This window comes from Blastocatellia bacterium (assembly GCA_025055075.1).
Classification (GTDB): domain Bacteria; phylum Acidobacteriota; class Blastocatellia; order HR10; family HR10; genus HR10.
Map to the genome: position 1 here is coordinate 161551 of JANWYV010000004.1, position 25089 is coordinate 186639.

The following is a 25089-nucleotide window of genomic DNA, read 5'->3' on the forward strand; positions in this document are numbered from 1 at the left end:
CTCACGCCTCGTATGCCGCTAAGGCCGCGGAGACGCCCGATCCGCATGGGAAGCCCTCACGACGCAATGCGCTCTCCAAAGCGCTCAGGAAGAGCAAGACATTGCTGCGCGTGCTGCCCGCGCCCATCAGCCCTACGCGCCAGATTTTCCCGCGCAATGGTCCTAAGCCGCCCCCGATCTCGATGTTGAACTCTTCGAGCAATCGGGTGCGCACCCGCGCATCGTCTACACCATCGGGGACACAAATCGTCGTGAGGGTCCAAAGCCGGTATTCGCGCGGGACGAGAAGTCGCAGCCCCATGGCTTCCAATCCCGCCCACAGTGCTCGGGCATTCCGCTCATGTCGCTGCCAACGAGCCTCCAATCCCTCTTCGGCGATGATGCGTAGAGCTTCGCGCAAGGCGTAATTCATGTTGATCGGCGCCGTGTGATGATAAGTGCGCTCGCTCCCCCAATAGCGCTCGATGAGCGAGACATCGAGATACCAGCTCGGCACCGCCGTCTTGCGCCGGCGCACTTTCTCCAAAGCGGTCTCGGAGAACGTGATCGGCGCCAATCCCGGAGGACAACTGAGCGCCTTCTGCGATCCCGAGTAACATACGCCGATGCCCAAGCGATCCACGCCCACAGGATGTCCTCCGAGGCTCGTCACGGCATCCACGATGAGGATCCCCTCGCGCTCGGCGACAAGCTCGGCGATGGGTTCCAGCGGCTGCCGCACGCCGGTCGAGGTCTCCGCATGCACCACGCAGACGACGCGCGCCCGCGAACGATCGAGCGCCGCCCGGATCTCTCGCTCATCGAGCGGACGCCCCCACTCTGCCTCCACGCGGATCGGGCGCGCCCCCAAGCGCGTGGCCATCTCATACATGCGCTCGCCGAAAAATCCATGAATGCCGATGATGACCTCCTCGTCCGGCTCCAAAAGATTTGCCAGCGCCGCCTCCATCCCCGCACTGCCCGTCCCGGAGACCGGGAACGTGACCCGATTCTGCGTCTCGAAGACGTAGCGCAGCAGATGCTGCACATCGTTCATGCACGAGAGGAAGACTGGGTCCAGATGCCCGAGCACAGGGGCACCCATGGCATGCAAGACCCGATCCTCGACGGGACTAGGACCGGGACCAAGCAAGAGGCGATGAGGAGGATGAAACTCGCCAATCATCATGGCACCTCCTTGAGCAGTTGCAAGAGAAAGCGGCTCGGCGTCCCGAGCCCGATCGCGCGAGCGCTCGGATCAATCGGTTCTCCGCGCTCGCCCAATCGCGCCGTCAGGATGCCGATGACTTTCCCCTCGCGATTGAAGATGGGACTACCGCTATAGCCTTGAATCACCGGTGCATCCAATTGCAATAGGGTCGGACTCACCTTGCTGATCGTGCTGCGCGTGAGCGTCGTCGTCGCGCGCTCCTGACCGGTCGTCTGCAGCAAGGCCGAACCGAGCGGAAATCCAATGATCGCGACCTCGTCTCCCTGCCGCACGCGCGAGAGATCCGGTTCGAAGCCCTCGACGATGGGAAGCGGGATCGGCGCGTCCACTTTCAAGAGTGCGATGTCCAGCTCCGGCGAACCACGCACCAGACGCGCCTCCAGAGCCTCATCGGGAGCACGATCGGCGAAGATCACCTTGAGCGATTGCGAGACCGGCGTCGTGGCCTGACCGGCGAAACGCGCGTCGAATTCCCACGGACGCACTAAATGGTAATTGGTGGCGATCACCCCCCGAGGGTCTATGGCGAAGCCTGATCCCTCGCTCACAGCCGTGCTCACCTCCCGCCCCCGAGCATCGAGGATCCGAAAATGATGTTGAATCAGGACGACGGCCGCTTGATTGCGCATCGCAACGCGCACGAGCGGACTCATCCCCTCCACGGATGCGGATCGCTCACGCTCGTCGCGCCAGAGGATCCCGAGGACGATCCCGAGAGCGACGATCGCTCCCGCGGCGACTCCTATCACCCATCGGCGCCAGACGCGCGCGGAGCGACGCATCGCGTGCTCGATCATCAATTGCACGGTCGTGCGCCCGACGCGCCACGCGACCGAAGACGTCGCCGACTCGACGAGCGTCGGAGGGGTCACCGTCGCTGACTGCGGCTCCTCCGCCGGGACGAGGATCTCGACCATCACGCTCGGTCCTCGCCGACCGAACTGCAGGACGTCGCCACTTTGAATTCGAGTCCGATGGACGCGCACGCCGTTCACATACGTGCCATTGGTGCTGTTCAAATCCTCGACGATCACTCCCTCGTCCGAGGCGAACAAGACAGCGTGATGCGCTGAGGCCCGTACGTCCTGTGGATGCAATCGCACGTCATTGTCGGCGGAGCGCCCAAACGTGATGCGGTCCTTCGAAAGGACTTCTTGTCGTCCGGCGTATCCCCCACCGATGTGCGTGAGGCGAATCTCCATCATCGGATCGGACGATCCCCATTCCCCGGTTGTTTCGCGGGATCGGACACAGGGGTCCCTGGTTCCTCCTCGATCAGCTGCACCTGCACCGTTCCGAATCCCCCGCGCACCCGCGCCAGAAGCGGCACGCGGCGCCCGTCTGCACTCAGCCAGATGAACATCTCGCCCTCTCGGCGAATCAAGCGACCAGGGCCGAACACCAAGGGCTCGATCTTGATGGCCGGGACGCGACCCCGTGGCATCTCCACCTCCTCGACCTCGTGCACGCGAATCTCCACGTCGTACGTTTCCCCCTCGTCGCTGATAGGAAAGCGCAAGACGTCTCCTGGTGCGAGCGATTGCGTGCGCACGTAGTAGATGCCAGAGAGAATATCCTGCACCCATGGACGCGCGGTATTCTCCTTCACCTTCGGTGGTTCAGCCGGTCGCGTGAGATCGCGCACGATATAGGTGACCGATGCGCGCTCCCGATCGAAGAGGGCGAGATGAAAACTCCGCTTCGCTCCTTCCGCCAACTGCTTTCGCGTCCGCAGCACGCCGAAATCCTGCGGGTCCACGAAGGACTCGAAGACGTTCTCCACGCGAATCCCCAGCAGCGCCACGAGCGCTCCTTCGGAGACGGCCTCCGCCCGCAGATAGTAGGCATTGAGCAAGGGGCGCTCTTGCGAACGCCCGAAAGTGAACGTGAGCCGCCCGACGACGGCCGAGAGAATGAGCCTCGAATAGCGAGCTTGATACACGAGCCGCTCTCCTTCAGCGAAGGGAAACGTGGGAGCACTCGACGATGCCTCTTGCGTGGGAGCTACCGGGAGACTCCAGTTCACGCGCACCGAGACTGGAGCGAAAAGGAGCCCGCCAATCACAAGCGCGCTCCAGGCCCGCATGAAAGGCGCGCGAAGATCACAGCGCCTTAGCCCACAGAATCGCCAGGACCACCCCATATCCGACCAGCACGCGATATTCTCGGTTCGCCATGTAAAGCGCCCACGCTCCCCGCGCCCCCTCCGTCGCGGTGAAGCGCCGTCCGGGCCTTGGGAAGAAAAGAGGGACTTGCTGCTCATAGGTCTCAAACGCCGCGCCAAATAACCTCCGCAGATGCTCTGCCTCCAAGATCATCGTCGGCACGTACACGATTGCGAAAAAGATGAGGAACCATACCAAAAGCCACCCGCTTCGACAAGCAAGCACGAGCGCCAACCCAAGGAGGAACGAGCCGAGATAGAGCGGATTGCGGGTATAGGCATAGGGCCCCGTCGTCGTGAGGGCGCGATCCTTCCGCAGATGTCGCGAAGCCCACGCACGAAGCCCAAGTCCAGGAAGAGCGAGCGCCGCTCCGCCGAGAACCGACGCCGGCGTGGGCTGCGCTTCGATCAGGAAGAGGATGAACAAGACCGCGCTCGCGGGAATGCGCACTCGACGCACGGCCCGCAGCAATCCGAGATGCGCCAGAAGCCATGCTCTCCATTTCGAGTGCGCCACGGTTCGTTCAGGAATCACCGGAAGTCCTCCTTCCAGCCGGCGCATGCGCTTTCTCCGCCAAAGCGACGCGCCGCTCGATCGCCGCGATGACCTCCTCGACAGGGATGTCCAGGAATCCGACATCGCGCTGCCGTCGGCTATAGTAGCGATAGCCAGAAGCCGGCGTTCGCTCGATGACTTGATCGTCAGGATGAAACGGACCATTGCGTCGCGCCGAGGTCGGCCCATACAGGGCGACAATCGGCGTCCCTCGCGCCGCCGCCAGATGCAACGGTCCCGTGTCTCCCCCAAGGAATAGGCGCGCGCGATCGGCGAGCACCGCCAATTGTGGGAGCGTGCAGGGAAACGGCACCGCTTTTTTCCACCGCGAAGCGCGCGCGACCGCTTGCGCTAATGCTTCCTCAGATGGTCCGAAGGACACCAGTGAGATCCACCCGTAACGTTCCCACAGGAAATCCGCGACCGCCCCATATCGCTCCGGCGGCCAGCGCTTCGCGGCCCATCCCGCTCCCGGATTCAAGAGCGCGAAATCGCGAAGGCCCAATGCCTCCAAGTGTTCCTCGACCGTGCGGCGATCTCGCTCCGAGATCCAAAGGGGAAATTCGTAAGAACTTCGATCGTCGCTTCCCCCAGCCACATATCGTACGAGCGTGAGATTCTGCTCGATCACATGCGCGTCAGTGGGAACAGCGACCTGCTCCGTCAGAAACAAGCGACTCGCCCTCTCTTTGAGCGCCGCCGACTCGAATCCGATGCGTCGTTCAGCTCCGGAGAGCCAGAGCACCAACCCGGATTTCATCAGGCCCTGGAAATCGAAGCCGAGGTCATAGCGATGTCGCCGCAGATGAGTGAGAGCGTCTCTCAACTCCCCCCATGTGGCGCGAGCGAGCCAGTGCTTTCGCCACTTCCGCGTATCCACTTCGATCACGCCCTCGAGCATCGGATGATCTCGCAGCAACTGGGCCATCGTTCGCTCGACGACCCAAAAGATCCGCGCCTGCGGGAAAGCGCGCCGAAGTCGAGCGAGCGCCGGGAGCGTGTGGATGATGTCGCCGAGAGCGCTCAGCTTGACAATGAGGATGTTCATCGCGCGTCCGCCTGGCGAATTCTCGCGATCAGATCACGACTGGAATGGCACTTCTCATCGCCGACGATGGCCACTTGCCCTCCGTAACGGAGGACGACCTCCCGCTCCGGAACCGTCTCCGGCGTATAATCCGTCCCCTTGGCGTGCACATCGGGGCGCAGCGCTTCCAGCAAAGGCACGACCGTCACGTCATCGAAGATGACGACGTAGTCCACGCAGGCCAAAGCCGCGATGATCTCCGCACGCTCGGCGGCCGAGAGCACAGGCCGGCCTTCACCTTTCAATACTCGAACGGCAGCATCGGAATTCACGCCGACGATGAGGAGATCGCCCAATCGCCGCGCGGCCTGCAGGTAGCGGATATGTCCGACGTGCAGGAGGTCGAAGCATCCGTTGGCGAGCACGATGCGCTGACCGCGCGCTCGCGCCGCCGCGACGTCGCGCCGCAGCTCATCGAGAGAACGAATCTTGGCCGCGCTCATCGCGAGACTCCCAAGAGAGAATGGAAGCCCGCAGTTCGGCCTCGCTCACGGTCGCCGTCCCGCGCTTCATGACGACGATCCCGCCGGCGTGATTGGCCAAATGCGCAGCTTCCAGGAAACTGGCTCCTGCCGCGAGCGCGAGCGTATAGGTGGCGATCACCGTATCCCCCGCCCCCGTCACGTCCACGGGCTCGCGACTGCCTACGACGGGCAGGTGGACGACTGGCCGCCCATCCTGGAACAGAGACATGCCCTCTTTCCCGCGCGTGATCAACAGAGCCTGGAGCTGCAAGCGACGGCGCAATTGACGCCCTGCCCTCTCCAAAGCGGAGAGATCATCCAGATGTCGCCCATAGATCTCCTCGACCTCCGATTGATTCGGCGTCGCCGACGTGAACCCGCCTAACTCCCGAAGCCGATGTCGGGAATCCACCGTGACGAGTAGGCCCTGCCGCGCCAAGCGTCGAATCGCCTCCACCAAAAGGGGGTGGACGAGACCGTAATGGTAGTCGGAGAGAATGACCCCATCGGCCGAGGCGGCCAGCTCGCGCACGCGAGGAACGAGGGCGCGAAGGACGGCTTCAGGCGGAGACGACTCGGGCTCTCGATCAATGCGAATCACTTGCTGGCGCGTCGAGTGAACGGATCCGGCGAGGATGCGCGTCTTGGTGGGCGTACGATACTGAGGCACGAGGCTCACAGCCGAGACGTCCACGCCGCGCTGTCGGAGAGCGCGAACGACAGCGCGCCCCTCGATATCTCGGCCCACGAGGCTGACGACGGACACATCGGCACCAAGGGCCGCGAGATTCGCCGCTGCATTTCCGCATCCCCCGGGTTGCGTCTCCTGGTGCTCGAATCGAAGGATCATCACCGGCGCTTCCCGCGAGATGCGCGAGATCTCGCCATAGATGAACTCATCGGCGATGAGATCGCCCACGACCACAATCCGACGGCCGCGGAATCGCGCGATCACGTCAAGGAGCCGCGCTGCGCTCGGCTTCGTCCCCATGGTGCAACACCCATCGAACGGCTTCCCACAAATTCTCGGCCACATGATCGGGAGGACGCCATCCCTCTTTCTGGACGCGCTCCCATTGCTCTCGCCCGTGTCCGGTCAAGACTAAGATCCCGCGCGCACCGACCCGATGCGCGAGCAGGATGTCGGTGTACTTGTCGCCGATGAAGAGGCATCGCCTGAGGTCAAGGGCGAACTCTCGCGCCGCGCGCTCGACGAGCCCTGTCGCCGGTTTCCGACATGCGCACACTTGGCGATAGATGGGCACGCTCCCCTCGGGATGATGCGGACAATAGTAGATGGCATCCCACTGAGCCCCATGCTCTCGCAACTCTCGCTCAAACCGACGATGCACTTCGTGCACCAACGCCTCGGGGAAATATCCTCGCGCGACGCCCGATTGATTCGTGAGGACGATCACCCGATACCCGCTTTGTCGAAGAGCGCGCAGCGCCGGAATCGTCCACGGGAAGAGTCGGTACTGCGCGGCCTCGCGCGCATACCCGACGTCTTCGCTGAGCGTGCCATCGCGATCGAGGAAGACAGCGCGCGCGCGCTCAGAGCCCGATGCTCTCTCGTCGCACTGCGAGTGGAGCTGAGGCGTTCCCTCCATTTGCGCACTCATGCTACAGGCTCCCCCTCGCCTCCATTCGGCACGAGCGTAGGCGAAGTGACGCGCCTCGCGCTTCCCTCCTCCAACAGGCGCAGGGCTGGACGCACCACGTCCTCGACGGTGATCTCGGTCATGCAACGGTGATCAATCGGACACTCGCGCCGCATGCAAGGAGCGCAAGCCACGGGCTTGCGAATCACAAGGGCTCGATCCGAGAAAGGACGCGTAGCGAAATCCTCCGTCGGACCGAAGAGTACGATCACCGGCGTACCGACGGCTGGGGCCACATGCGCGGCCCCCGTGTCATTGGAGATGACCAGGTGCGCGCAACTCACGATGGCCACCATCAATGCCACGTCCGTCTCGCCGGTCACGATCACGGGCGCGCGACGCATATGTCGGCGTACAGCCTCAGAAGTCGCTCGCTCCGCTGGCGTGCCGATGAGCACGACCGACGTGTCGCCGCGCTCCAGCAATGCATCGCCAACAGCCGCGAAGCGTTCGGGCAACCATTGCTTCGCGCGACTATTCACCGCCCCCGGATTCACGACGACGATCTTTCGACTCACATCCACACCGCGCTCGGCCAAGAAGGCCAAGGCTTCGCGCTTTCGCTCCTCCGAGACGGTCAATCGAGGAGATAGATCCGCGAAAGCGCTGTCTTCCGTTCCCAAGAACCGGCGTTCCAGTTCGGTGACAAGATGCAGGTAGAAATAGACCTGGTGCTGCCGTCTCCACCCCGGCGCCAAAGGGATGCGGTGCGTGAGCAGCCAACCGCGTCCATCGGTCGGATAGCCCACGCGAATCGGAATTCTGGCGGCATAGGTCAAGAGCGCCGCCCCAAAGGCATTCGGTAGAAGGACCGCCATCTCGTATCGCCGAGCGCGCAACGCAGCCGCTGCTCGCCAATACTCTCGCACTGAGCGCAGTTCTAACGGGAGCACTTCGTCCACGAAGTCCGCCTCGCGAAAGAGACCGACGAGCGATGGGCGTATCAGCAGCGTCAGATGCGCGCGCGGAAAAATGCGTCGCAACTGACGCAACGCCGGGATCGTCATGACCGAGTCGCCGACCCAGTTCACCCCACGAATCAGGATTCGCTCGATGGCTTCTCCCCGATTCATGGTCATCGCATCCGGCCTTCGCTGTCAGATCGCTTGCTCACTCCGGGACGACGATGAGGCGCGGTTCCGATTTCGGATAGGGTTGAAAGAGAGCGGCGACCCGGAGATACGCTTGAGTCTCGCGCTCATCTTTCATCAAGCGAACCGATTCGGCCAAAACGCGCAGGCAGGCCAATTCATCGCTCTTTCGGATTCGCGTCCCGCGCTTAGCCAAATCGTCCTCCACGCGCTCCAATGCCTTCAAGAGCGATTCCGTCACCGCCTGAACGCGCGGCGATTCGGAACGATACTCGTAGATGATCCCTCGCTCCAGCGTCTCATACGTTCGGATGGCGTTCTCCAATCCCGCGAGGACCTCCTCATCGGCGAGGTCCGGAAAGCGCTGACGCTGCACGTCAACGATGGCTTTCTCCAAAAACGCCAAGAGCGGGCTCATGTGCGCCAGAACTTCCACCAATGATCCCTTCCCCGTCGCAGAGAGATGTGCGAGCAGTTGTCCCAGGCGCCGTTCTCCGATCGTGCGGCGAGCATCCTGAAGATACGGGCATGGCTCCGGACACGCCAGGACGAGCATGCGGAGTTGAGCGCAACACAACGGACAGATGCGCTCACCCAGCGCCGGGCAATCGCGTCGCGCCGCTTGCTTAGAACATTTCGCGCATTTCGCCATTCACTCCTCCTCATCGAATGCGGAACCGTCGTCTCTCCCCCGGGGACATTAAGAACGAGCGCGCCCTCCTCTTCGACCGAGCAGCTCCTTGAAGCGCTCGAAGAGGTTCTTATCCCCAATCTCCTTCTCCTCCAACCGCGCCAGTTCTTCAAAGAGGCGCCGCATCTCGCGGCCCAATCGCGTAGGCGTGACGACGCGGACTTCGACCAGAAGATCCCCTCGACCAGGCCGATCCACACGCGGCATCCCAAGCCCGCGCAACCGGAAGACCTCTCCTGATTGCGTTCCCGGTGGGATTTCTAGCGATTCCTCCCCATCCAAAAGCGTCGGGATTTTCAACTCAGCACCGAGCGCCGCCTGAGAGAACGTGATCGGCACCGTGCAATAGAGGTCATCTCCTTGACGCGTGAAGAACTCGTGGGGGCGGATGTGAATGATGACGTAGAGATCTCCGGGCGGTCCTCCAGCGACTCCTCCTTCCCCTTCTCCTGCCAAACGCAGCCGCGCCCCTTCATCCACACCCGGAGGGATGCGCACGTCCAGAACGCGCTCCCGCTCGACGCGCCCTCGGCCGCGACATTCTTCGCACGGATGCCGAATGATCGTCCCCACCCCCTGACAATGAGCGCACGTGCGCGAGATCGTGAAAAATCCTTGCTGATACCGGACCTGACCACTCCCCCCACAGGTCGGGCATCGCACGGGCGACGTGCCCGGAGCCGTCCCCGCGCCTCGACATATGGGACACACCTCCAATCGAGGGAGACGAATCTGCTTCTCACCCCCTCGAGCCGCCTCCTCCAGCGTGATCTCCACATCATACCGAAGATCGGCGCCGCGCCGCGCTCGCGATCGCCGTCGCGTCGTCGTTCCAAAGAGATCGCTGAACCCGAAGAACTCATCCAGAAGGTCCTCGAATGTCGCGAAGGGATCAAAACCAGCTCCGTAGCCAGCCGCTGCAGCCGAAGAGCTGACGCCGGCATGCCCGTAGCGATCGTAAAGGGCGCGCTTCTCCGGATCCGAGAGGACACTGTAAGCTTCGACGATCTCCTTGAATTTCTCCTCTGCCTCCTTGTCACCCGGATTTCGATCCGGATGGTACTTCAGAGCAAGCTTCCGATAGGCGGATTTGATCTCCTGCTCGCTCGCCGTGCGGCTGACGCCCAGGATCTCGTAATAATCCCGCTTGTTCTCCAAGGCTGCTCGCTCCCCCCACACGAACTCAGTGAGGCGCTCAGCGCCTGTTCATTCCCTGACGGAAAATTTAATTTTGTCCCGGCCATGGGGAATTTGCAACCATTGGCTCACCCCAAGCCCCCTCGTTCACAAGCACGATCCCAAAGGAGAGAGCGTGAGCGTGAACGTGCGCTCCCCAGGTGAAGCCGTTTGCTCGATCTCGAGGTGGATGGGGACGATGGGATTGAGGTCTTCGACGGGCATCGGACGGACCATCGCCGTCACGCCAGTCCCAGAGAAGCGAACGGCATGAGTCCGGATGAGGCCGACGCCGAAGATCACCGCCGTACCAGCCGAAGCAGGAGCGACCTCATTCCCAAGAGAGGACCCAGTGCCGAAAAATGGCACTGCCTGCGAAGCTGCGTCGAGGGATCGAAATCTCTGACGAAGGCTAGCTCGCTCCCCAGAGGCGAGAGCTAATGGAAAACGCTTTGAGACAGTGAGTCGCTCCCGTGAGGCGAGAAAGAGAGGGAGCGTCTCTTCCACACTGAGGCCCACGATCCGCGGTGTGGAGACGACGAAGACAACGGCCTCGCTTGGGACCTCTCCGCGTGGCGTCCGCAGGGAGAACGAGCGAGGTCCGATCACCGCATCGGCGTCAATCGCCAACCACACGCGCAACGGCTCGTTCAAGAGCGGCGCGCTCGAAGTCGTCGGCCTGACGGTCCCGCGAATCCCCCCAGGTACGGAGAACGTGATGTGCGTCGCTTCACGCAACCCCACACCCCGCACTTCTACTTCGCCACAAGCACCAGCGATCGCTTCATTGAACCCACGCCGATCGGCAATGCCATCAATGCGCGGTTCGACGACCGTGAAGGTGACTCCCGTCTCATGACTCTCCACTCGACCTGGCGCCCGTGGAATCGTCACCCGGATTGTTCGCCCTCCCAAGGGAGCATCCGGAGCGATCCGCACATGAACCGTGAGAACCGGATTTAACTCCCGTTGCTGTTCTGGAAATCCGGGCATAAGCCGCGCCTCAATCCCCGAGCCAGAGAAGGTCACCTCCGTTGCCCCTCCCAGCCCGATACCGAAGACGAGCACATGACCGAAGGAATCCCGAGCCCCCTCACCACTCAAACGGAAGCCTTGATCAGGATGGAAATTGTGCCCCTCCCAAATTCCCTCGATACGCGGAGTAACCACTCGAAACCGAACCCGCTCGCTCCTCACGCGCGCGTGTGCTGTCTCCACGAGGAACGAACGCTCCCCTAAGGACGCGTTTTCAGCGATTCGAAGGTCAACCTCCACGATGGGATTCAAAAACTCGAACCCAATCCCCGAAGGGACAATGGTTCCGCTGACGCCGCTTCCCTCGAATTCGATCGCCCGCGCGCGATCGAGTCCAATGCCAAAGACCTCGATCCGCCCGCTCGATCCCGGTGCGCCTTCCCCATCTATGACGGCGAGAATGCGAGGAGGAGTGACAATGAACGCTACCCCTTCACTGCGCACCGGCCCCCGTGGCGTCAACAGCGTGAACGCGCGCGGTCCGAGTTCAGCCGTCGGCTCAATCGTGACGCGAACAAGGATGGAGGGGTTCAGCTCCGCGGACGTCCCCGCGCTCACGATCTCCCCGCGCACTCCGCTTCCATCGAACTCGATACCCGTCGCTCCCGCCAAGCCGATTCCTGAGATGACGATGAGACCGCTGCCCCCAGGCCGTCCGTACCCGTTGGGATCTTCGATCCCTTCGCCGAGGAAAAGCCGACTGCCGTCTTGGATCGAAAGGATTCGCGGCTCGCTGATCCGGAGCACGACATCGCCACTCTCCACGTCGCTCAGGGAGCGCGCCCCAACCCCCGATCCCGAAGGAGCCATCCCCACTCCAAGAAGCAGCGCTACGATCCCGACGCGCCACCCTCGATCTGATCGTCGCCACATTCGTCTCATGAGCCTCCGCCTCCGCGCGAGTTTCGCAAAAAGCCGGACCTAATCTATCGAGCGGATCGCCTTTGGTCAATGCGAAAGGTGCTGGAAGAAGTTTAGAGGACCTTCGGCTGCAGGCTAGTAGCTCACATCGAGCCGGTGCAGGAGCATGACCAACTGTGTGCTCACCGGCTGCTGTCCGGCTCGCTTCGCGGGTTCAAAGCGAACGTCGGAGAATGAAGTCTCCACCTCCGTCAGGTTCACGGGTCGCGAGGGCGCGACAAGATCCACAAACGACGCTCGCCCATCTGGGTGAACAAATGTCACGACCATGAGCTGATCGCTCGCGGCCGCATGAAACAATCTCTCCAAATGCCCTGGAGAACGAAGACGCGGGAACGTGTAGGATCCCGCCCAGTCCTCAATCCTACCGTTAAGCAGGCCGTACTGTTGAGCATCCAGAGCAATCGGCGTGTGATGGTAGGTCAGAGGAATCTCCGGGACAGGTCGAAGCACCGAGAGTAAGGCACCTAGCAGGGGTAGAGTGATGATGAGACTCATCAGGGCCGAAGCCACCTTCGGATGAGCGAACACCTGATGCTTGATCAACCGAAGGAATCCGTGCCCGGCGTAGGCCCTTTGGTGCTCCCCCTCAAGAGCAGTGAGGATTTGATCCGCCAGATCCCGGGGAACCGCCGGACGCGGCAGTCGCCTCAAGCCGTGGGCTAATACCTTCAACTCCTCCAGATGACGCGCACAAGCTGAGCAGGCCGTCAGGTGCCGTTCTAGGATGCGCTCTTGCTTCGGCGAAAGCTCTCCATCCAAATACGGGGAGAGTTCCCGTCGAATGTGGGCACACTCCCTCATGCTTGGCTCCTTCAAACGCATCGGCATGTTCCGTGCCGCTCCTTACCCCGAACGTGACTCACCAGCTCCGGTTCGATGTCTTGGTGCTGGCCTGAGTGTCAAACAGCTCGCCTCGACCCATCGGCGAATCTGTCTCGAACCGGAGCTGGTCAATCCGTCCGCGCTCGCGGCTCCATGCCCTGGGCACGCCATCCCCCATGCCGGTCCTGAAGGCGATGGAGCTGTTGTCGCAATGCCTCACGTCCACGGGCGATCCGCGACTTCACGGTGCCCACGGAGACCTGAAGCATCGCGGCGATCTCCTCGTAACTGAGCCCCTCGACATCTCGCAGCAGTACCGCCGTCCGAAAGATGGGCTTGATCCGCCCGAGCGCTTCCACGAGCAATCGTTCTTCCTCTCGCGCGATAGCCTGTTGCTCCGGATCCGCTCGAGGATCCGCCAGCGTCTCGCTCAGTGGAAGCTCCATGCCCTCTCTCAAAGACTCCATCGAAACTAGCCGATCCCCATTGCGCCGCCACCACCGATGGCGATTGGTCGCATGATTGATCGCGATGCGGTAGATCCACGTCTTCAATTCGCATTCGCCACGAAAGCGGCCGATATGGCGGTAGACCTTCAGGAAGGTCTCCTGCGTCGCATCGCGCGCTTCTTCGGAATCTCCCAGAAGTCGATGGAGCAATCCGTAAACATCCGCCTGAAAGCGCATGACGAGCTGCTCAAAGGCCTCTCGCTCGCCCGCGCGCAGCCGCTCCACAAATGAGTCTCCAACCGTCTCGAGCTGCTCCGCGTCGGCGCACTCGATCAGAAGCGCATACCTTTCCATGGCCTCCGCGCGAGCCATTCCCTCCATCTCCCCTTTCATAGACACCAAAATGCGCCCTCGGTTCCCGATGAAGTTTTCCGAAAAGAAGGCACGGCGAGATGACGATGGGCTTCTCCTCGCCTACTTCACACGACCCGTCCCTAATGACACGCGAAGATCACCAAGGGATGTAGGGATCAAAGCAGGTTGAACTCCACATTGATCGTCGCGCGCACGCTCGCCGGACGTCCATCGGGTCCTCGCGCCGGGATGAATTTGATCTGCTTGGCCGCCTCGATAGCCTTCTCGTCAAGCCCGTACCCGAGTCCTCGGATCACTCGAATATTGCGGACGACTCCATCAGCTCCAAACGTCGCGCTGAGGACGACGACACCCTGAATGCGATTACGCCGGGCTTCTTCGGTCCATTCCGGACGCGGCTTATAAGTGATGATCGGCCGGCCATAGCCTCCGCGTCCCGCAATCCCTTCGCCCACACTCTCTCCGGAAGCATCCCCCAGGCCCCGTCCTTCTCCCGCTCCATTACCACCGCCCGTCCCTCCAGCTCCCGGAGGAGCCTCCACAGGTCCGAAGCTGAATGGGGAAGTGATTTGTAGCCGCGTATCGAGCGAAGGCAATTGCGCTTGCTCTGGGGGCGGTGGCGCCTTAAAGGGAACTGGAATGGGTACCGGCGCAGGCTCGGAACGTAGCGGAAGTTTCTGCGGCACTGGTTCCGGAGGTCGGGAATATTCCCGATTCCCCCCTCCCCCGGCGACTTCCATCTCCGGAAATTCAAACTGAATGGCCACGAGTTGCTCTGGCGGCTCCGGCTCCGGAAGCGGACGGCTCGGAAAGATGTTCTCCAAGTGCAGCAAGAAGAGGACCACATGAAAGAGGATCGCCACACCCGTGGCCCAGAGCAATCGGCGCCGCTCGCGCGCATCTTCAGCGACGAATTGATCCAAGACCCCAGCGACCGGCTCCGGCGTCATGATCTGGTTCGATCCCTGCGACATCCTTTCCTCCTCATGGGGGCGATCACACTTTCAAACACCGCATCCTCGATCGGCCCCTTTCCTTGACAGAGCCAGATCCGAGCTGCTACTACATTATAGCACCTGGGGCAGAAAGGACAAAATGAGATTTTGAACAAGATGGAGGGGCGCGGACTTGGCGAAAGCGGCGATCAAAGTCAGGAAGAAGAAGGCCAAGATCACGGCCCGAGAGCTCAAACATGATGCGTTCCGAGACCGCTATCAGCGATTGGCCGCGTGGGCCAAGCACCATCGGCGCCAGATCCTCCGCACAGCTATGGGCATCGGTGCTTTGTTGGTGTTGGTCCTTGGCACCGTACTCTTCACGGCGTATCGGCGTGAGGGTGCAGAAAAGGCATGGGCCGAAGCATACGAGATCTTCACAGCCGAAGTGACCTCGACTCCTTCGGACTCGCTCCGTCGAACATATGCGAGCGAGGAGCAGAAATACCGCGAAGCCCTCGACGCGTTCACCCGCCTTGCTCAAAAGCATCCGAGTTATCGCGCGCTGGCCGAGTACTATGCGGCCTTATGCAAACTGCATCTGCGGCAACCTGAGGGCAAAGCTGATTTGGAGCGATTAGCCGAAGGAAAGGGACAAACGGCACGACTCGCTCGACTTGCCCTAGCTGAGCACCTTCTGGCGACGGGCGATCCCGCCGGTGCCGAGAAGCACTATCGTCGGCTCCTTGAGGACCCTGGGGAATTGCCCGAGGCGGTTCTGAAACTTGACCTCGCGCGATCGCTGGAGCTTCAGGGGAAGACCTCTGAGGCTGTAGATCTCTATGTGAAGATCGCCACTGATTACCGCACGGAAGAAGTCGGACGCACGGCTCGCGAACGTCTCGCTACACTCGATCCGATTGCCTTAGAACGCGTCCCGCAGGAGGAGACGACCAGCTCTTGAATTCCGCGTCAGAAATTCCCACCGAATATCGCGTGCAAGCGCCACGCTCTTTCCCGCACGTGGATGAGACGATTGCCCTCCCCTCGCAGCTATTGGTCCAAACGCGTCGGATTCAGTGCGAGGACCATCCGAAGCGGTTGCTTGAGGATCGGCGCGCGAAGGCACTATTCGAAGCTCATGGACGTCCGAACAGGCGGGTCGACCTTCAACTCCGCCAATGACGATTCGTCCCGAACGGGAGCGCTTGCGCGACCGGGCCACGGTCGTCCCAAGAGTTCGAAAAAGAGCGCCTCGTATTGATCGGTGATCCGCTCCCAATCGTAGCACGCGCGCACCCGCTCCATCGCGCGCTGCCGCAATCGCGCCACGCGCTCCGGATGGGCGATCACCTCGCGCAAGAGCTCGCGCAATTCCTCGACTGTGCGATAGTAGAGGCCGACGTCTCCGGCGACCTCCCGATTCTCCGGCGTATCGAGAACGAGCACGCAATTGCCAAACCCCATGGCTTCGACGAGTGCCGGATGCGTGCCTCCGACTTCCGTCGCGTGCACGTAGCAGTAGGCGTTCTGCTGAAGGCGGCGGTAATTCTCCCCGTAGACGAAGCCCGCGAAGATGATCCGTGGATCGCGCGTGCGCTTCAGCCGTTGCACATAGGCACGGGCGTAGGGGGCGTCTCCCACGATCAATAGCCTCATGTCCGTCTCCACCCCCTCGAAAGCTTCAATCACTAAGTGCGCATTGTTCTCGGGCTCCAGGCGACTCACATAGAGGATGTATCGTTCGGGCTCAACGCCGAAAGCACGAATGCCCTCAGGATCCGCGCATCGCCCCACGTCCGCCCCGTACGCGATCATGCGCGTCTCCAGCCCGTAGCGCTCCCGATAATAAGCGCGAATCACATCGGCATCCGTGATGACCGCATGCGGCAACTTCGTCACGAGTCGCTCCGAGATTCGGTAATACGTCCGTCCCAGCCAATTCCACTTCTTCCGCTTCCATTCAAGCCCATCCACATTGATCGCCACCCGCTTGCCCAAGAGGCGCGCCAGCCCCGCTGCCAGAGCATTGGCCGCATTGCAGAAGAGGATCACGTCGTAGGGACGCCGCCAAGCGTGCAGCACACAGAGGAACGTGTGCACGACCGTGTCGAAATACTTATGCCGGATGGTGGGAAGGACGACGAGTCGAACGCCACGATACTCGCGCTCGGGAATCGTGACGTAATGACTGCGCCCGTAAACGGTCACCTCATGGCCACGCGCCACGAGCCGCGTCGCCAATTGCTCGGCGAAGGTCTCGAAGCCACCGTAGTTGGCAGGGATGCCGCGAATCCCCATGATGGCGATTTTCACCGCCTGCTCCCTCCCTCGGCGCGCCCTTTATCGCGAGAGGCTCATGGCCCGCGCCGACGTGGCGCGCTCCGACCTCGGAAGCGAACGCACGACCTCTTCATACGCGCGCAAGGTCAATTCGGCCGTGCGCTTCCAGGAGAACTGCTGGGCGCGCCGAAGCCCTCGTTGGGATAACTCGCGCCGCAGCTCCGCATTCCAGATGACCTGCCGGAGTGCGACCTCGATCGCCCGCTCATCGTAGGGATTCACCAAGATGGCCGCCTCGCCCACGACCTCCGGCAGCGAGGAGCTGTTGCTCGTGATGACTGGAACCCCACAGGCCATTGCTTCCAACACGGGAAGGCCGAAGCCCTCGAAGATCGAGGGATAAACGAAGACCGTCGCCCCGCTGTAGAGGGCTGGCAAGTCTTCTTCGGGAACATAGCCCGTGAAGATGATGTCCTTGACGAACGGCGATTGCTGGGCCGCTCGGAAGATGTCCTGATACAGCCATCCCTTCTTTCCCACGATCACGAGCTGATGGTCGAATTCGTCATCCCGATGACGCAAGTTGACGTAGGCGTGGATCAGCCGGACGAGGTTCTTCCGCGGCTGCAAGCTGCCGACGCTCAAGATGTACTCGCGCGAGATGCCGTAGCGCTGGCGAACGGCTTGCAGGCGCGCCAAATCTCGAACGGGAGCAAAGAGCGCGCTCACCCCCTCGGGCGTCACCACGACGCGCTCCGGCGGAACGCGATACGTCGCCAGAATATCGCGCGCCGAATATTCGGAGACCGTTAGGATTCGCGCCGCACGGCGCGCCGTGTAGCCGATGGCGAGCTTGAAGAGCCATCGCTCGCGTGGCGTATACATCTGCGGCAAATGCTCGAACGAGAGATCGTGAATCGTCACAACGATGGGCCGCGGACAAAGCGGCGGCGCCACATATTGAACGTGCAGGAGATCCACACCCGCTCGCCACGCCGCTAGCGGTAAGCTGAAGGGGATGCGAACATATCGCGTGTGCGGCCGCACCAAGCAGACGCGGAAATTCCGAAATCGCCCCCGCCACGCCTCTGCCACTTCCGGACGCGTGAAGAACAGGACGTACTCGTTCTCCGCATCAATAGCGGCGAGCGCTTCGATCAGGTTCTTGATGTAGGTCTCGTTCCCCGCCGTTTGGCTCCCAATGGCGTGCGCATCAATGCCGATTCGCATAGGCGTATCCGAAGGGCCGACCGCCTCGCCTTACGAAAGGGTGGAGGATCCGGCGCGCAAGTGCCGATATATCGCCTCCACCTGCGCGCGCGTTTGCTCCAAAGGCCCCGATGTGTCGATCTCGAAATCGGCGTATCGTCGCTTCTCGCTCGAGGGGAGTTGCGCCCGGATGCGCGCCAAGGCCTCCTCACGGCTGATCCCCTCGCGTCGCCTCAAACGAGCGATTTGCTCCTCCTCGTCGCAATAGACGACGATCGTCCGATCGAACCGCCGATGGGCTCCCGCCTCGATGACGAGCGCGGCGGCCACAATGAGGATTCCCGATGGATCCTTCCGCTCCAATTCCGCTATTCGCCGCTCGATCTCTTCAAGTACGTGAGGATGCACCAAGCGATTCAATTGCTCCCGCCGAGCCGAATCGCGAAAGACGATGGCTCCTAGCCGACCTCGATGGATCGTCCCATCCTCGGCGAGAATCTCCGGCCCGAAGGCGCGAACGACGTCGTGATACGCCGGCCGACAGGGCTGCATCACCTCATGGGCGATCTCATCGGCCTCCATCGTGTGACACCCCAGCTCGCGGAACAAAGCTAAGACCGTGCTTTTGCCGACGGCGATACTGCCAGTGAGGGCGACCTTCATCATCACGACTTGATGCGATAGGCCCGCTCTTCATTGTTGAAGATCCATCCGACGACCTCGCCGATGTTGATCTTCTCCGACGTGTACGAGGCACGAGTGATGGCCGCCGACCCCTGATCCACCATCGCGCCGATGTTCTGCGCCATGATGCGAAACCGCTGCTGCCACACCCGCATGTTCTCCGTCCGCAAATCCACCCATCCCTTTCGCGCCCACCGATCCACCTCTGCTCGCGTAATCCGCACGCGCGATTCCCCCTTGAGCTCCGGAATGCGAATGAGCGGTCCGCGAAAGAGCCGTCGTCCATCAGGCGCCAGAATCGGCACGCCGATGGAGGTGATCACATCCCGAATTTTGCTGTGACAGATGAGACGATACAGGCTCTCAGCCATCTCCTGAGGGTCGGCTTCGATCACCGCGGTGAGCGTCTTATAGCGCATCTTCAAGAGATGCGCCTCGTATAAGAGCTTGGTCAGCTCCGGCGGTCCCAATTGTCCGATGGCGATGCTATAAGTGCCGGTCTCTCGCTCCAACTGCTTCAACCGTTCAATCACCAATCCCCGCAAATATCCCGCGCGATAGCTGGGAGGCATGACGGCTCCATCAATGGCAGCGATCACATCCACGCCCGTGTTGCTCCCTTTGATCTCCAACACGGCCGCTTGCGCGATCTCTTCGGGCGTCACTGCCTCCATTTGATGGAGGCTGGTGATCGTCTCGAACTCCCCGCGCGCGAAGAAGCCGTTCTCCCCCGTATCTACGCCCACGACTTTCAGCTCCTCCAGTCGCTCGAAGTCCTCTGGCGGCAGCGCCAATTCCAAGACGTCATCCAAAGGCACCACCTTACTCGCATAGACGTACACGGGTTCGCCCCCACGCCGTACCGTTTGGAAGGCGATTCGCCGATAGCTCACCAACGCTGCCGGTTTGATCTCTTTGACGATCGGCCCACCGGCTGTGCGCGCCATCAGAAAAAGCAGCCCCGTATGCGCGAAGGCAATAGCCGATTTCGAGATGAGCAACGCACTCGGCCGGTCTTCGCTATGCGTGTAAGGAATGTTCAACCCCATCCCTCCAGTCCCCGTCGTCCCGATCTTCAGATAGAGCCGCGTCCCCACCTCCACCATCGCGCGATAGAGCAAGAGCGTATGTCGCACCAATTCCGGGATGCCTTGCGAGACGATCAACGCCTCGATCTTTCGCGAGACTTCCCCGCGCATCGCGGCGAGCGCCGCCAGATCCCCCGCTTCGATGGCGCGCACGAGTCGCCTCAGGACTTCGTGCGCCTCGATCGAGTTCGTGTAGACGTCCTGATAGCTGATGGCCGTGGCCGTGTTGATCGAATCCACGATGATCTCGGGCTTGAACCGACGGATGATGGCGACCAGCCACGACTTCTCATAGGCGCGATCGAGATCGCCGAAGAGGTCCTGAAAGAGCGCCTCCCGCCGAGCGGGATCCTCAATGAGCTGCCGCCGCGTGAGCCCACGATCCTCTTTGCGGAGGAAGATGTCCCCCCATACTCCCTCCAGCTTCAGATGCGGGAACTCCGCGCGCAACGCAGCGAGCGCTTCCTCGACCTCGCGCTCGAAGAGCCCGCCGATGATGAGCAGGTGGGGTTCGATCTCGCGCGCGACGGCTCGGGCGATCTCAAAGCCGATGAGCCCGGCTCCCCCCAAGATGAGCACGGATCTCGGCGTGCGCATACCAGGGTAACCTTAGCACACGCGGAGGCCCTAGGCAACCGAGCCCATCTTCGTCAAGACGCAACTTCGCCACGCCCCGCCGCTTCTACTTCCTCCAATCGCTCGAAGGCGCGCCGCAGGTGCGGGATCGTGATCGAGCCGCCGACGACCAAGGCGATATTGAATGCCTCCAAGAATTCCTCGCGTGTGACCCCTTCCTCGTGACAGCGAATGATATGATAGGTGATGCAATCGTCGCAGCGGAGCACGAGCGAGGCGACCAGTCCCAACAGCTCTTTCACCTTCGGCGAGAGCGCTCCGGCCTCATACGCCTGATGATCGAGCGCGAAAAAGCGCTTGATCCCCAGATGACCGCTTCCCAAGATCTTCTCGTTCATCCGTTGGCGATACTCTTGCCACTCCTTGAGCGTCATCGCTCTGCCTCCTTTCGCGAAATACGCAAGAGCATAGCGCTCTGGCCCTCGCCATGGGAAGAGCGAGGTCAACATTGACGTCGAAAACAGCAGCCGCGTACTATCTGCATCAGGCACATCGACGGAGGAAGACGATGAGGACCATTCGCATCGCCAATGGTCAAGGCTTTTGGGGCGACAGCTTGGAAGCCCCCGTCGAACAGGTCACGCTCGGCCCAGTGGACTACCTCTCGCTCGACTATCTGGCCGAAGTGACAATGTCCATCCTCCAAAAGCAAAAGGCGCGCGATCCACGTCTTGGATACGCTCGGGACTTCGTCCCCCTCATGGAGCGCATCCTGCCGATCTGCCTGGAGAGGAACATCAAGGTGATCGCGAATGCCGGAGGCGTGAACCCATGGGCCTGTCGCGATGCTGTCGTCGCCGTCGCCCGGAAGCTCGGCCTCTCGGGCGTGCGCATTGGAGTCGTCGCCGGCGACGACATCCTCGACCGACTCGACGATCTGATGGCTCGCGGGCATGAGTTGCGAAACCTCGATACGGGTCGCCCCCTGAGTGATGTCCGCCCGCAGGTGCAAAGTGCTAACGTATATTTCGGGGCCTTCCCGATCGTGGACGCCCTTAGGCAAGGCGCGCAGGTCGTCATCACCGGACGTACGACGGACGCCGGGCTTACGCTCGCCCCGATGATCTACGAATTCGGCTGGCGCGAGGATGAGTACGATAAGTTGGCCGCTGGCATTGTGGCTGGCCACATCATCGAATGCGGCGCCCAATGCACGGGCGGGAACTCCCAGATCGCTTGGAGGACTCTCCTCGATCTCGACCGCGTCGGTTATCCGATCGTCGAGGCTCATGAGGATGGCACGTTCGTCGTCACCAAACATGAGGGGACAGGGGGACGGATCACCATAGAGATCCTCAAGGAGCAACTCGTGTACGAGATCGGCGATCCCCGTCGGTACATCGTCCCCGAATGTATCGCCGACTTCACGACGATTCGCCTGGAAGAGATCGGGCCCGATCGAGTGAAAGTGTGGGGGATCAAGGGCGCGCCCCCGACCGAATTCTACAAAGTCTCGATCAGTTATTTTGCCGGATACAAAGCCGTCGGCACGCTCGTCTATAGCTGGCCCGATGCGTATGAGAAGGCGAAGCGAGCGGACGAAATCCTGAGGAAGCGACTGGAGCGGCTCGGCTTACACTTCGAGGAGATCCTCACCGAATTTCTCGGCGTCAATGCCTGCCACGGTCCGTTGGCTCCGAATCCCTCGCCCGACCTCGCCGAAGTCCAACTTCGCATCGCCGTGCGCAGCTACAATCAGCAGGCCGTCGAACGCTTCACGCGCGAGATCTCCCCATTGATCCTCAACGGCCCACCGACGGCGACGGGGTTCGCCGGCGGTCGTCCCCGCGTGGAGGAGATCATCGCCTACTGGCCGGCCTTGCTGCCGAAATCTGAAGTCACGCCCATCGTGGAGGTCGTCGAAGTGTGATGCCGATGGGCCGTCATCAACCTGTAAGAGCCCGCATGGTCCAAGAGGGGACGATCCTTCAACGTCGGGCAACAGGGCGGCTCGGATAATACCCGCGACGCGCAAGGATGACCAGCTCTCCCTTCGCCTTCTTCACTTGCTCGCTCACCGAGACTTTGATCTCGCGGAAGCGCCTATCAGGAGTCGAATTCAGAGGAGCGTAGCCGAGCGTATACCGCGTGCGCAAAAGTTCCATGACTCCAACGAGGATCGTCCCCACTTCTTCAGGATTCCCCTTCACGGCGACTCCCCCAGTGCGCTCGGCATAGAACTTAGCACTACCGGTAACCCCCGAGGCGCGCCGAAGAAGTCGTAAGGCGATCAAGAGGGCTCCAGCAGCCGGATTCAGGACAGTGATTGCCGCCGTTGTGCCATAATCGGCCGCCTTCATGGCTGTCCGCGCATACCCTACGAGGATTCCACAGAGCGCCGTCCCACCCTCATATAGCTCTCGCAAGACGACATCGCGTGGCGGACCGCTGCGGAACCAACTGGTGTCGACGTCGTCGGTGATCATCACGATGGCGCGCCGTTCGGTCGGCTCGGTCTTCTTCCGTAAGTAACGCGCTGCCTCATAGATGCCCAAGTTGATGAACGTCGCGAATCCCACATCGCTCGTCTCGCTCCAGATGTTCTCCAACTTCTCGACGATCACTGCGCGATCCGACGTCAGTTCGACCAGAAGTTTTGCCTTGGTCGCGAAAATCATCAACGCCACCTTATCTTGCGGCTTCAGCTTGGAGAGCGCGTCGAGCGCCGTGCGTTGGACCTCATCAATGATGGGATGCATGCTGCCGCTGACGTCCAAGAGCAAAACGACGGAGAGGGGCAGCTCTTCTCGACTGAAGTGCGCGATCTCTTGCTTCTTCCCGTCCTCCCAGAGGAGGAAATCCTCGCGCTTGAGATCGCCGACGATCGTGTTCGTCTTCTTGCTGAGGACAATGGCGTCCACCAAAACGAGCGGGGATTCAAGCGTGACCGTCGTCTCTTGTCCCCAACCCGGCTGCACTATCGCGAGAAGCAGCAGCCAAGATGTGGCGACTTTCGTCCTCCAATTCCATCGCATACGGGCGCTCCTCAAGGAAGATATTGGGGCCTCGACGAAAGCATAATCCCACAAAAAGGAAAACTCCTTCCGACTTCTTCGCGCGCCGAGTGCCATCTGCCGGGTTCACCCCTTCATTCGGCACGCGCTCCGCGCACACCTCTCTTCCCCGGACCTACTTGCGGGCGAAGCGAGCGCCCAGGAACGCACCGATGGCCAATCCCGATCCCAATGCCAATCCGAGCACGCGATACGGATGCCGTCGGATGTAGAGGGCCGCCTCATCGGCCCAATCTTCGACCTTCCACAAGCCGCGTTGCACACCTCGCTTGACCAAGCGCATGTTTCCGCTCCAAAGATCCTCGGCCAAGCGTGCAAGCGTTCCCAGACGCTTGCTCACTACGGTGGTCACATTCTCTTGGGTGTGCGGCGATTGCTCCATCACTTTCTCCTTCATCGCTCTCCCTCCCGGCGAAGGTCTCGCACCGGGAATAATTTTACCTCATCGTTTCGCGATCTGCCGAGACGGAGAACGCTCCCCGGCACCCGTTCAAAGGCCCCTCAGGTGAGGAACGCGCTGCTCGTCACTCCACACGGCGTTCGGTCGGGACAAGAAACCGATAGAGCCCATAGCCCAAGAGAGCGATGAGCCCCACGATGATCGCCAGCTTCACCAAGTTCATGACGATCCCGATTAACGTGAAGAGAAATCCGAGCAATTGCACCGCGAGCCAGAACGCGATGAAGACAGCGATGACCCCTCCAATGAATCGAAGCACGCTCCTCATAGCCCCCTCCTCTCCACAGCTTTCACCATCTCGGCCCTTTGGCCGGTGGTTTGGGTTCGTCGCTTGACTCCGTCTCGACCAATGATCCGGTCAACGGCCCCGTCTTCCAGAACAGCGGCGGGGGGGGACGATGCCGATCGAACGATCGGCGTCCCGATGATGCGCGTAGGCGCGCAGACCGATAGAGCAGATAGGCTCCCAATGCGATCAACACGAGCGGCCAGAGGTGACGCCCCGCGAGCGAAATACGCAACGCCTCGATAACGTCCGACACCAGAATGAACCCTCCAAGGAGAATGAGCCCCAGCGCCACCCACGCCAAGTGCTCGCGCAATAGCTGTCGCAGGCGATCATCTTCTTCGACCGGATCCATCCCCCGAGCGATCGCCTCCGCCGTGCGATAGGCATCCAAGATCGAGAAGAGGTAGAACACCGCTCCCCCAAATCCGAAGAGGGCGAGGTCCGTCACATCGGCCAACTCGAAGAAGCCGACGATCAAGAGGAAATGCACGAAGGCCTTGACGTTCTGCCGATTGTACACAGCCCCCAAGCCCGGCACTAAAGCACACAGAGCAGCCAGACGCGGCGAAGGAGGACGACGCGGGGCCTCCGCGGAGGTCCACCGAGTCGAACGTCGCAGAAGTTCGACGCCCCGCACGATGCACTCCTGGCAATAGGGGAATCCCTTGATGCGATGGTCACAGGCCGGACAAAGCGGCCGATGACAGGCCGAGCATCGTACCAATGCTCGATGCGTCGGATGATAAGCGCAGAAGATGAACTGTGACGGCATGACGTCCCTTCTCC

At 61.5% G+C, this 25089-nt stretch carries 26 protein-coding genes; 2 read left to right on the top strand and 24 right to left on the bottom strand.

From position 1 onward, the window contains the following. Position 1 precedes the first annotated feature (1 nt). The 15 genes from NZ746_01290 to NZ746_01360 form a co-directional block, all read right to left on the bottom strand. Entirely contained in the window at positions 2 to 1165 is a 1164-nt protein-coding gene (locus NZ746_01290; GenBank protein MCS6815991.1) for an alanine--glyoxylate aminotransferase family protein, read from the bottom strand. Continuing rightward, complete coding sequence (locus NZ746_01295) at positions 1165 to 2415, bottom strand: trypsin-like peptidase domain-containing protein (protein ID MCS6815992.1); 1251 nt, start codon at positions 2413 to 2415, stop codon at positions 1165 to 1167. The genes NZ746_01290 and NZ746_01295 overlap by 1 nt, the downstream gene beginning before the upstream one ends. Beyond that, positions 2412 to 3275, bottom strand: coding sequence for a DUF3108 domain-containing protein (locus NZ746_01300; GenBank protein MCS6815993.1), 864 nt, complete (start codon positions 3273 to 3275; stop codon positions 2412 to 2414). Before NZ746_01300 ends, NZ746_01295 begins: the two co-directional genes overlap by 4 nt. A gap of 37 nt (positions 3276 to 3312) precedes the next feature. Continuing rightward, positions 3313 to 3909 (bottom strand): isoprenylcysteine carboxylmethyltransferase family protein, encoded by a 597-nt coding sequence (locus NZ746_01305; protein MCS6815994.1) that lies wholly within the window; start codon positions 3907 to 3909, stop codon positions 3313 to 3315. Next, positions 3899 to 4978, bottom strand: a complete 1080-nt coding sequence (gene waaC / locus NZ746_01310; GenBank protein MCS6815995.1) for a lipopolysaccharide heptosyltransferase I — start codon at positions 4976 to 4978, stop codon at positions 3899 to 3901. Before waaC ends, NZ746_01305 begins: the two co-directional genes overlap by 11 nt. Next, positions 4975 to 5460 (bottom strand): D-glycero-beta-D-manno-heptose 1-phosphate adenylyltransferase, encoded by a 486-nt coding sequence (gene rfaE2, locus NZ746_01315; GenBank protein ID MCS6815996.1) that lies wholly within the window; start codon positions 5458 to 5460, stop codon positions 4975 to 4977. The genes waaC and rfaE2 overlap by 4 nt, the downstream gene beginning before the upstream one ends. Further along, the gene (locus NZ746_01320) at positions 5429 to 6472 is read right to left on the bottom strand and encodes a bifunctional ADP-heptose synthase (protein MCS6815997.1); all 1044 of its coding nucleotides are present in this window, start codon (positions 6470 to 6472) and stop codon (positions 5429 to 5431) included. The genes rfaE2 and NZ746_01320 overlap by 32 nt, the downstream gene beginning before the upstream one ends. Further along, positions 6438 to 7103 (bottom strand): HAD family hydrolase, encoded by a 666-nt coding sequence (locus NZ746_01325; protein ID MCS6815998.1) that lies wholly within the window; start codon positions 7101 to 7103, stop codon positions 6438 to 6440. Before NZ746_01325 ends, NZ746_01320 begins: the two co-directional genes overlap by 35 nt. Further along, on the bottom strand, positions 7100 to 8221 hold the full coding sequence (gene waaF / locus NZ746_01330; protein ID MCS6815999.1) for a lipopolysaccharide heptosyltransferase II: 1122 nt from the start codon (positions 8219 to 8221) through the stop codon (positions 7100 to 7102). The genes NZ746_01325 and waaF overlap by 4 nt, the downstream gene beginning before the upstream one ends. 31 nt (positions 8222 to 8252) lie before the next feature. Beyond that, a complete protein-coding gene (locus NZ746_01335; protein MCS6816000.1) occupies positions 8253 to 8885 on the bottom strand; it encodes a hypothetical protein in 633 nt (210 codons plus the stop codon). A gap of 48 nt (positions 8886 to 8933) precedes the next feature. Beyond that, the gene (gene dnaJ / locus NZ746_01340; GenBank protein MCS6816001.1) at positions 8934 to 10082 is read right to left on the bottom strand and encodes a molecular chaperone DnaJ; all 1149 of its coding nucleotides are present in this window, start codon (positions 10080 to 10082) and stop codon (positions 8934 to 8936) included. Positions 10083 to 10208: 126 nt separating this feature from the next. Beyond that, a complete protein-coding gene (locus NZ746_01345; protein MCS6816002.1) occupies positions 10209 to 12017 on the bottom strand; it encodes a hypothetical protein in 1809 nt (602 codons plus the stop codon). 114 nt (positions 12018 to 12131) lie between these two features. Beyond that, on the bottom strand, positions 12132 to 12860 hold the full coding sequence (locus NZ746_01350; GenBank protein MCS6816003.1) for a zf-HC2 domain-containing protein: 729 nt from the start codon (positions 12858 to 12860) through the stop codon (positions 12132 to 12134). A 149-nt stretch (positions 12861 to 13009) separates the two neighbouring features. Then, complete coding sequence (locus NZ746_01355; GenBank protein ID MCS6816004.1) at positions 13010 to 13684, bottom strand: sigma-70 family RNA polymerase sigma factor; 675 nt, start codon at positions 13682 to 13684, stop codon at positions 13010 to 13012. A gap of 176 nt (positions 13685 to 13860) precedes the next feature. Next, entirely contained in the window at positions 13861 to 14118 is a 258-nt protein-coding gene (locus NZ746_01360) for an energy transducer TonB (protein ID MCS6816005.1), read from the bottom strand. Positions 14119 to 14833: 715 nt separating this feature from the next. Here NZ746_01360 and NZ746_01365 point away from each other — a divergent pair. Further along, the gene (locus NZ746_01365) at positions 14834 to 15604 is read left to right on the top strand and encodes a hypothetical protein (GenBank protein ID MCS6816006.1); all 771 of its coding nucleotides are present in this window, start codon (positions 14834 to 14836) and stop codon (positions 15602 to 15604) included. Positions 15605 to 15768: 164 nt separating this feature from the next. Here NZ746_01365 and NZ746_01370 read toward each other — a convergent pair whose 3' ends face one another. The 5 genes from NZ746_01370 to NZ746_01390 are packed head-to-tail and all read right to left on the bottom strand — an operon-like array spanning position 15769 to position 20914. Continuing rightward, positions 15769 to 16956: a DUF1972 domain-containing protein gene (locus NZ746_01370; GenBank protein MCS6816007.1), complete on the bottom strand. Its 1188-nt coding sequence runs from the start codon at positions 16954 to 16956 to the stop codon at positions 15769 to 15771. A gap of 27 nt (positions 16957 to 16983) precedes the next feature. Next, complete coding sequence (locus NZ746_01375; protein ID MCS6816008.1) at positions 16984 to 18153, bottom strand: glycosyltransferase family 4 protein; 1170 nt, start codon at positions 18151 to 18153, stop codon at positions 16984 to 16986. A 30-nt stretch (positions 18154 to 18183) separates the two neighbouring features. Beyond that, the gene (gene coaE, locus NZ746_01380; protein ID MCS6816009.1) at positions 18184 to 18798 is read right to left on the bottom strand and encodes a dephospho-CoA kinase; all 615 of its coding nucleotides are present in this window, start codon (positions 18796 to 18798) and stop codon (positions 18184 to 18186) included. Then, the gene (locus NZ746_01385) at positions 18798 to 20501 is read right to left on the bottom strand and encodes a hypothetical protein (protein ID MCS6816010.1); all 1704 of its coding nucleotides are present in this window, start codon (positions 20499 to 20501) and stop codon (positions 18798 to 18800) included. Before NZ746_01385 ends, coaE begins: the two co-directional genes overlap by 1 nt. A gap of 53 nt (positions 20502 to 20554) precedes the next feature. Then, positions 20555 to 20914, bottom strand: coding sequence for a carboxymuconolactone decarboxylase family protein (locus tag NZ746_01390; protein MCS6816011.1), 360 nt, complete (start codon positions 20912 to 20914; stop codon positions 20555 to 20557). 134 nt (positions 20915 to 21048) lie between these two features. Between NZ746_01390 and NZ746_01395 the strand changes: the two genes are divergently transcribed. Next, positions 21049 to 22410: a DUF1446 domain-containing protein gene (locus tag NZ746_01395; GenBank protein MCS6816012.1), complete on the top strand. Its 1362-nt coding sequence runs from the start codon at positions 21049 to 21051 to the stop codon at positions 22408 to 22410. A gap of 58 nt (positions 22411 to 22468) precedes the next feature. Here the strand turns inward: NZ746_01395 and NZ746_01400 are convergent, their stop codons facing one another. The 4 genes from NZ746_01400 to NZ746_01415 form a co-directional block, all read right to left on the bottom strand. Then, positions 22469 to 23515, bottom strand: a complete 1047-nt coding sequence (locus NZ746_01400; GenBank protein MCS6816013.1) for a VWA domain-containing protein — start codon at positions 23513 to 23515, stop codon at positions 22469 to 22471. A 154-nt stretch (positions 23516 to 23669) separates the two neighbouring features. Next, positions 23670 to 23951, bottom strand: a complete 282-nt coding sequence (locus tag NZ746_01405) for a hypothetical protein (protein MCS6816014.1) — start codon at positions 23949 to 23951, stop codon at positions 23670 to 23672. 127 nt (positions 23952 to 24078) lie between these two features. Then, positions 24079 to 24282, bottom strand: a complete 204-nt coding sequence (locus tag NZ746_01410; GenBank protein MCS6816015.1) for a hypothetical protein — start codon at positions 24280 to 24282, stop codon at positions 24079 to 24081. A 22-nt stretch (positions 24283 to 24304) separates the two neighbouring features. Continuing rightward, positions 24305 to 25075: a hypothetical protein gene (locus tag NZ746_01415; protein MCS6816016.1), complete on the bottom strand. Its 771-nt coding sequence runs from the start codon at positions 25073 to 25075 to the stop codon at positions 24305 to 24307. Positions 25076 to 25089 lie beyond the last annotated feature (14 nt).

Bases quoted from the DNA above. Each gene is read 5' to 3' on its own strand.
- NZ746_01290 (MCS6815991.1), bottom strand. From the start codon at position 1,165: ATGATTGGCGAGTTTCATCCTCCTCATCGCCTCTTGCTTGGTCCCGGT.
- NZ746_01295 (MCS6815992.1), bottom strand. From the start codon at position 2,415: ATGATGGAGATTCGCCTCACGCACATCGGTGGGGGATACGCCGGACGA.
- waaC (MCS6815995.1), bottom strand. From the start codon at position 4,978: ATGAACATCCTCATTGTCAAGCTGAGCGCTCTCGGCGACATCATCCAC.
- rfaE2 (MCS6815996.1), bottom strand. From the start codon at position 5,460: ATGAGCGCGGCCAAGATTCGTTCTCTCGATGAGCTGCGGCGCGACGTC.
- NZ746_01320 (MCS6815997.1), bottom strand. From the start codon at position 6,472: ATGGGGACGAAGCCGAGCGCAGCGCGGCTCCTTGACGTGATCGCGCGA.
- NZ746_01325 (MCS6815998.1), bottom strand. From the start codon at position 7,103: ATGAGTGCGCAAATGGAGGGAACGCCTCAGCTCCACTCGCAGTGCGAC.
- waaF (MCS6815999.1), bottom strand. From the start codon at position 8,221: ATGACCATGAATCGGGGAGAAGCCATCGAGCGAATCCTGATTCGTGGG.
- NZ746_01335 (MCS6816000.1), bottom strand. From the start codon at position 8,885: ATGGCGAAATGCGCGAAATGTTCTAAGCAAGCGGCGCGACGCGATTGC.
- NZ746_01345 (MCS6816002.1), bottom strand. From the start codon at position 12,017: ATGAGACGAATGTGGCGACGATCAGATCGAGGGTGGCGCGTCGGGATC.
- NZ746_01350 (MCS6816003.1), bottom strand. From the start codon at position 12,860: ATGAGGGAGTGTGCCCACATTCGACGGGAACTCTCCCCGTATTTGGAT.
- NZ746_01355 (MCS6816004.1), bottom strand. From the start codon at position 13,684: ATGGAAAGGTATGCGCTTCTGATCGAGTGCGCCGACGCGGAGCAGCTC.
- NZ746_01375 (MCS6816008.1), bottom strand. From the start codon at position 18,153: ATGCGAATCGGCATTGATGCGCACGCCATTGGGAGCCAAACGGCGGGG.
- coaE (MCS6816009.1), bottom strand. From the start codon at position 18,798: ATGATGAAGGTCGCCCTCACTGGCAGTATCGCCGTCGGCAAAAGCACG.
- NZ746_01385 (MCS6816010.1), bottom strand. From the start codon at position 20,501: ATGCGCACGCCGAGATCCGTGCTCATCTTGGGGGGAGCCGGGCTCATC.
- NZ746_01390 (MCS6816011.1), bottom strand. From the start codon at position 20,914: ATGACGCTCAAGGAGTGGCAAGAGTATCGCCAACGGATGAACGAGAAG.
- NZ746_01395 (MCS6816012.1), top strand. From the start codon at position 21,049: ATGAGGACCATTCGCATCGCCAATGGTCAAGGCTTTTGGGGCGACAGC.
- NZ746_01400 (MCS6816013.1), bottom strand. From the start codon at position 23,515: ATGCGATGGAATTGGAGGACGAAAGTCGCCACATCTTGGCTGCTGCTT.
- NZ746_01405 (MCS6816014.1), bottom strand. From the start codon at position 23,951: ATGAAGGAGAAAGTGATGGAGCAATCGCCGCACACCCAAGAGAATGTG.
- NZ746_01410 (MCS6816015.1), bottom strand. From the start codon at position 24,282: ATGAGGAGCGTGCTTCGATTCATTGGAGGGGTCATCGCTGTCTTCATC.
- NZ746_01415 (MCS6816016.1), bottom strand. From the start codon at position 25,075: ATGCCGTCACAGTTCATCTTCTGCGCTTATCATCCGACGCATCGAGCA.